4 protein-coding genes and 1 pseudogene are annotated in these 6,258 nt (G+C 42.5%); 2 read left to right on the forward strand and 3 right to left on the reverse strand.

Going from position 1 to position 6,258, the window contains the following annotated elements; translation table 11 throughout:
- The 3 genes and pseudogenes from RMY27_RS13275 to RMY27_RS13285 all read right to left on the reverse strand — a co-directional run.
- Window positions 1–596 (reverse strand): annotated as a pseudogene (locus tag RMY27_RS13275) (hypothetical protein); the annotation flags it as partial.
- A 663-nt stretch (window positions 597–1,259) separates the two neighbouring features.
- Entirely contained in the window at window positions 1,260–3,497 is a 2,238-nt protein-coding gene (locus RMY27_RS13280) for a pentapeptide repeat-containing protein (RefSeq protein ID WP_322663847.1), read from the reverse strand.
- A complete protein-coding gene (locus tag RMY27_RS13285) occupies window positions 3,490–4,503 on the reverse strand; it encodes a zinc-dependent alcohol dehydrogenase family protein (protein WP_322663848.1) in 1,014 nt (337 codons plus the stop codon). Before RMY27_RS13285 ends, RMY27_RS13280 begins: the two co-directional genes overlap by 8 nt.
- A 342-nt stretch (window positions 4,504–4,845) precedes the next feature.
- Between RMY27_RS13285 and RMY27_RS13290 the strand changes: the two genes are divergently transcribed.
- Together RMY27_RS13290 and RMY27_RS13295 are read left to right on the forward strand one after the other, a co-directional pair.
- Window positions 4,846–5,526: a HEAT repeat domain-containing protein gene (locus RMY27_RS13290; protein WP_322663850.1), complete on the forward strand. Its 681-nt coding sequence runs from the start codon at window positions 4,846–4,848 to the stop codon at window positions 5,524–5,526.
- A 75-nt stretch (window positions 5,527–5,601) separates the two neighbouring features.
- Entirely contained in the window at window positions 5,602–6,168 is a 567-nt protein-coding gene (locus RMY27_RS13295; RefSeq protein WP_322663852.1) for a phycobiliprotein lyase, read from the forward strand.
- The last annotated feature ends 90 nt before the right edge of the window (window positions 6,169–6,258 follow it).

Below are 6,258 nucleotides of genomic sequence, written 5' to 3' on the forward strand. Positions count from 1 at the left end.
CCACCTGCGGATGAGTTCCCACCGCCTGCGAATGGGTTTCCACCACCTGCGGATGGGTTCCCACCACCTGCGGATGAGTTCCCACCGCCTGCGAATGGGTTTCTACCACCTGCGGATGAGTTCCCACCGCCTGCGAATGGGTTTCCACCACCTGCGGATGAGTTCCCACCACCTGCGAATGGGTTTCCACCGCCTGCAGATGAGTTTCCACCGCCTGCGGATGAGTTCCCACCACCTGCGAATGGGTTTCCACCACCTGCGGATGAGTTCCCACCACCTGCGGATGTGCTACCACCGCCTGTGGATGGCCTACCACCGCCTGCGGATGGGTTGACACCCCCTGCAAAGATATTCCAGAAGTTGTCGCCAGCGAAAGGATTACCACCATAGGGTAAATTACTGCCACCGCCACCGGGAGCAGCACCGCCACCAATAGGGCTACCGCCACCTTCTCCTTGACCAACATTACTAAATAGCTTGGTGAGGTCTTTGTCAGGGAGAACTTCTTTCAAGCGACCCCAGGGTGATTGTTCAAGCGGATTTTTCCCACTAGTAGAGGGCTTACCGCTACCACTATTATTTGAATTATCTGCCATTAGAATTAATCCTCTTATTGTTTTGATAAAAATCTTGCTAGCATCGCAACATAAAATAGACAAAGATTAAGTCTGTTTTGTGACTTTATTTGTTGTCTTTTTGTTAGCAAAGCTAGTTAGTAGCTATTAGATTATTTGATTATCTTTCTTAAGTGGAGATAATCGATTTTTAATCAATGCTACTTACACTTACAATCTATATGATTTAATTTTGAATAACAATGAAAAATATTTTGATATATTTATCAAAATTGTAGATATTTTTAGACAATGATTTCAAAAATTAACTGAGATATTTGTATAATAAAACTAAATTTGGCTTAAAGATTATATTGCAATGAACAATCTTTTGATAAGTTTGCCAAATTTTTAGATACTTAATTAATTTGCGTTTAACCGGGCTTCTATCACTTTTAGCCGATGTAATACCACCAGACTGATAACAATAAATAGCACGGTTTCTAACACACTGCAATACGTTGCCTTATATTAAGTTAAATCGGTGATAAAAAATAAACCAATGCAACAAAGTATAAGGTTAGGAAAGAGACTATAAGTGAATGGTTTCAAGGTTTTTATAAAACTCAACATACCTTAGTTTTATCGTGCCTACTTGCTTAACACCACTACGAAGTGTAGTAAAAAAAGCTTCAGGTACAGGAATTATTTCAGATAGATCAGCAAATTTAATCCCGGAATTGTGCGGGAAAGTGTCCACAAAACTAGCGTGATGTAAATTAAACCCAAACTCCATTGATACCAAGCAAGTGCAGAGACGATGCCAGGTAGGTGTTCGTCTCGCAGGCGAATGTCGTTAAATCCTAATTTAACTAGATTGTTGAGACTAAAATCATAGTAGTTGAGCCAGTTCCAACGGCGATCGCATAACAGAGGCATATATCGTTCCCGAAATGTCTGATTCCTTGGTATCACTGGTAAACGTCCAATCAATAATCGTAACTGGCGAAATGTGCCGTCTTCTGTGAAATAAGAAACGTCCATTAAGTCGTGATAACGACCTTGTTTGTAAAGTCGGATCAATAAAGCCATTGGGACGGGGACAATAATTATTAACATACACCCCAATGTCAGCCAAGGTTGTTCAGCATTGCGAAAGATTGCTAGTAAGCTGAAGAATACTAAAACGCTAAAACTGACTAATATCGAAATGGTTTCGTAGGATGTGGGAATAATTGGTACGGGATGCAGCCGACGATAGCGATCTACTAGCCAAAAGAGTAGACCGAAATAAGCGATCGCTAATCCTCCCACACCAAACACTAACCAAAAATTTGTCCCATAGCCACTCAACAACAGCAGTACACTCAACGCCAACCAACTCCAAGCTTGCAGCAACCACCCAACTATAGAAAGGGTTTCGCCAACAATTAAGCGATCGCTTAGTTGGGTATATTTTTCTAAATCGATGTCTGCAATGGTGAGTAACTCACTACTGTTGCGAAAGGATTTTACCAGACGACGCTGGGCGATCGCTTGGGCTTGAGTTGCAGAAAAACCCAGATTCATCAAACTTGCAACAGTTGCACTATTAATATTTATAGCCGTCAAACGATGGCCAAACTCGATTAATCGCAGTCGTTGTTTTGTGTATTCCAGTTCATTAGCATCGGCAACTTGCTGTTGCTGACGGAAATTTTGCCCCAAATTCCGCAAGATGTTTTGATTACCTTGCAATGTTGGGATGCAGAACATCTGACCAATCTCACCGGGATTACCTAAAATTTTCGCTTTGTTAGAGTTAAAAGTTAAACCGGGTACGCTTAAACAAGCCTCTTTAGAAAACCTCGCATCGCTAAAATCTGCTTGATTAAGAATATTTGCACCTTGCAAATTTACTAATTGGTTAAACTCAGTTTCTCGGAAGCTTACAGCTTGCTCAAAAGTCGCTTCTGTTAAAAGGAAAAACTGATTAAAATCGGCTTTAGTAAACTGGGCTTGATTGGCAAAGTACACATCAGAAAAATCAGCATTCCCTTGCCATTGCACACTACTGAATTTAGCCAACTGTTTAAAAATTGCTTGGTTGAAGTTAACGGTCTTCTCAAAGAAACTGCCTTGAAAATCAGCGAGTTCCTGAAATTTAATTTTTTTAAAGTTAGCTTTGTCAAAAAATATACTGCCCTGAAAATTGCTTGGTTGCTGGAAGTTAGCGCTGGTGAAACTAACGGGACGAGCAAATCTGGTTTCAGTCCAGTTAGTGGGTTGGAGAAAAGTTGCACCTTGGGCATCAACAGACTGAAGGAAAAATGTATTGGAGAACTTCACTTCGCCGTTGAAGCGAGTTTGCACCAGTGTTAAGACACCACGAAAGACGGCAATTTCACTGTATGGAGTTGATTCTGTTCCCAGAAGCGATCGACAATCTTTGGAGTTGGGTAAAGCGATTGCGAGTGACTCTAGACAAACGAAGCGCAAACGTTCTAGTTTTTCTTGTTCGGTAGGGGTGAAAATGGGTGCAATGGCTTTTGCATACAATGGTGTTCTTAAACCTAAATCGCTGCCGACAAAATCCCCCAGAATCAAAGCATAGCTGAGGTCTAAACCTAAAGGTTTTGTACCTAGTTCTTTTCGCAATAATTGGTAAAAAGCATCACGAAAGTTGGCGTTTTCTGGGCGTAAATCGATCGCCATTTTTTGCAAATCGACAGTCAAATTTCCTTCGCGGAGTGTGGGCGTGCGTAGTCGTTCTTGTAATAATTCTAGGGTTAAGGGTGTGCGTTCTGGTTGTGTTTGTGCTGCCGAAGCTGGTAGGGGGAGGAAGAGGAGAAATAAAACGCAGAGGAACGCAAAGGGAAGCGCAAAGGTACGCAGAGAAACTCCTCTGTGTAGCTTTGCGTTTAACCTCTGCGTGCCTCTACGTTTAAAAGATAAATTATGCAAATTCGTCGCTAATTAGCAGAACAATTTTACCTGCCACAGAACCATTTTCAATCAGTTGGTGGGCTTTAGCTGCTTCTTTTAAGGGAAATTTGTGACTCACATGGATTTTTAATTTGCCTTCATCGATCCAGGTGGCAGATTGTTCGAGAATTTCTGCATGATGGTGGAGACTATCTTGTAATCCTAGCAAGGCTGGTGTCAGCATTAATTCTAAACCGATGCGGAGGTTGCGAATTCTCGCAGTTTTCCAAACAGTATTGGCATCTGGTTCAAGAATGGTCACAATATCGCCATAGACTCGCACTGCGGGGAAGGTTTTGTGAAAGGTTTCGCCACCTACGGTATCAAAAGCTAAGTCTACGCCTTCGCCACCAGTCCAATCTAATACCGCTTGCACAAAGTCTGTTTGTTTGTAAAAAATGACATTATCTGCACCAAGTTCTTTGACGAAATTAGCTTTTTCCTCAGAACCCACTGTGGTGGAAACAGTAGCACCTTTGAGTTTCGCCAATTGGATTGCTACATGGCCAACACCACCAGCACCGGCATGAATCAAAACCCGTTCCCCAGGTTCTAATCGTCCCCGTTCATATAACGCTTCCCAGGCGGTGATTAATACTAAAGGCGCTGCTGCTGCTTCGGCAAAGGAGATAGAGGCGGGTTTACGTGCGACAAACCGTTCATCTACAACGGTGTATTCAGCGTAATTCCCTTGGTGTGCGCCCAAGCCACCATAGCAAAAATATACTTCATCACCTGCGCGAAAACGCTGAACTCCAGCACCCACTGCTTCAACAATACCTGCACCATCACATCCTAAAATTGTCGGCGTGCGATCGGGGTAGAAAGTGCCTCGACTACGAAGTTTAGTGTCAATGGGGTTAATGCCAGCCGCCACCAAACGCACTAAAAGTTCAGTATTCCCTACAGGAACACCAGGGTTTGGCACATCCTGTACTTGCAGAACTTCGGGACTGCCAGCTGCTGTCATCAAGACTGCTTTCACAACTCTTTCCTCCTGGCTTTAGATGCACGTTCTTATGCAACTTTAGCGTAAGAGGGTGGACACAAAGCTATGTTTGAAAGAAAAGTGCGATTTTTGGCGATAAGGTGCGATCGCCCTACATCTACATTTAACAAAAAACTGGCTACTGAAGCTTTGAAGATGATCGATTATTCCTTAATTACTGCTAAATTCAATATATATTCTCACGTAAGTAATATTTGTTTATTCTTTATTCATAATTGAGCCATTTTGTAAAGTCGCCAAACTCCTACTTCACGATGGTGACAGCCTGATGAACAGATCGGGTAAATTAAGATAAGTAAAGAAAACGCTTTGAACTAAATGGCAGCTCTAAGCTTACAAGAAATTTCTACTCAGTTAGAAAGTCCGAATTTACGCGATCGCATGGTAGCCCTTGCTAATCTGCGTCACGTTGCGGCTGAGGATGCAGTACCTTTGATTAAAAAGGTACTAGACGACGAATCTTTGCAACTGCGATCGATGGCAATATTTGCTCTGGGAATCAAGCCAACGCCAGAATGTTATTCTATTTTGGTAAAAATTCTCGAAAATGACCCCGATTATGGTATGCGTGCTGATGCCGCTGGTGCTTTAGGATATTTGGGTGATGCCAGAGCCTTTGAGGTGCTTTCAAGGGCATTTTATGAAGATACTGATTGGCTAGTACGTTTTAGTGCAGCTGTTTCTTTAGGTAATATTAAAGATCCTCGTGCCCGTCAAGTTCTTCTTCAGGCATTGGATAGCAAAGAAGTAGTGTTGCAACAAGCTGCAATCTCTGCACTGGGAGAGATTAAAGATATCGAGTCTGTAGATAAAATTCTGCGTTTCGCCCAATCAGATGATTGGTTAGTCAGGCAGCGTTTGGCAGAAGCCTTGGGAAATCTTCCCACTCCCAAGAGTGTCTCAGCTTTAAAATACCTGGAAAAAGACAATCATTTCAACGTTGCTGAGGCAGCCAGAATTGGCCTCAAGAAGCTTGAGGAAATAGGCAATCAAGCTTAATATTAAAGCCTCCTGTTACCTTTTAATCATAATTAAGTGGGAATTTTAGCATTTTGATGCAGGGTAATTTCATTCATGAATATTGAAGAGTTTTTTCAGTTAAGTACTGGTAAATGGTTTTCTCATCGTACTAGTCAACATTTGGCTTTTAACCAATCGGAACATAGCAAGTCAGATATCATCATTGAGGCGCTGGCATTAGATCATCCAGAAGTTATCAAGCGGTGTCAAAATTACAACATTAATCCTAGTTCTGCTTCCTGTGCTACCAAAATTACCTGGAACGGCACAATGGATAAGGATCAAGCAAAACACACCGGTTCAACTGTGTTAGTTTCGGTACCTGATGCAGATAATCCGGCCCAAGGCAGTTTACTCCGAGAAATAGTTGATGCCAATAAAACTCCAGTTCCTGCCCGCTATAAATTTGACAGTGATGGTGCTTTAATCCTAACTACAGAGGATGAAACCATCTTCTCAGAGGAACGCCTGTGGTTTGCTAGCCCCAATTTACGAATGCGGGTAAATGTCCTCAAGAGTTTTGGTGGATTTAGTATTACTTCCTTCACTTCTGAGATTCGTATGGGTGGCTTTCCACCAGCCGAGAAGGTTTCCGAGGCGGCTAATTCAGTATCTAGTTAAGTTCGATCACAAAATAATTCCCCCCGTTTCTGCCTACGGTGTACACACAAGTCGAATTACCCCCCTTAATCCCCCCGATGCATTGGGGGG

The organism is Nostoc sp. DedQUE09 (assembly GCF_034530915.1).
Taxonomy (GTDB): Bacteria; Cyanobacteriota; Cyanobacteriia; order Cyanobacteriales; family Nostocaceae; genus Nostoc.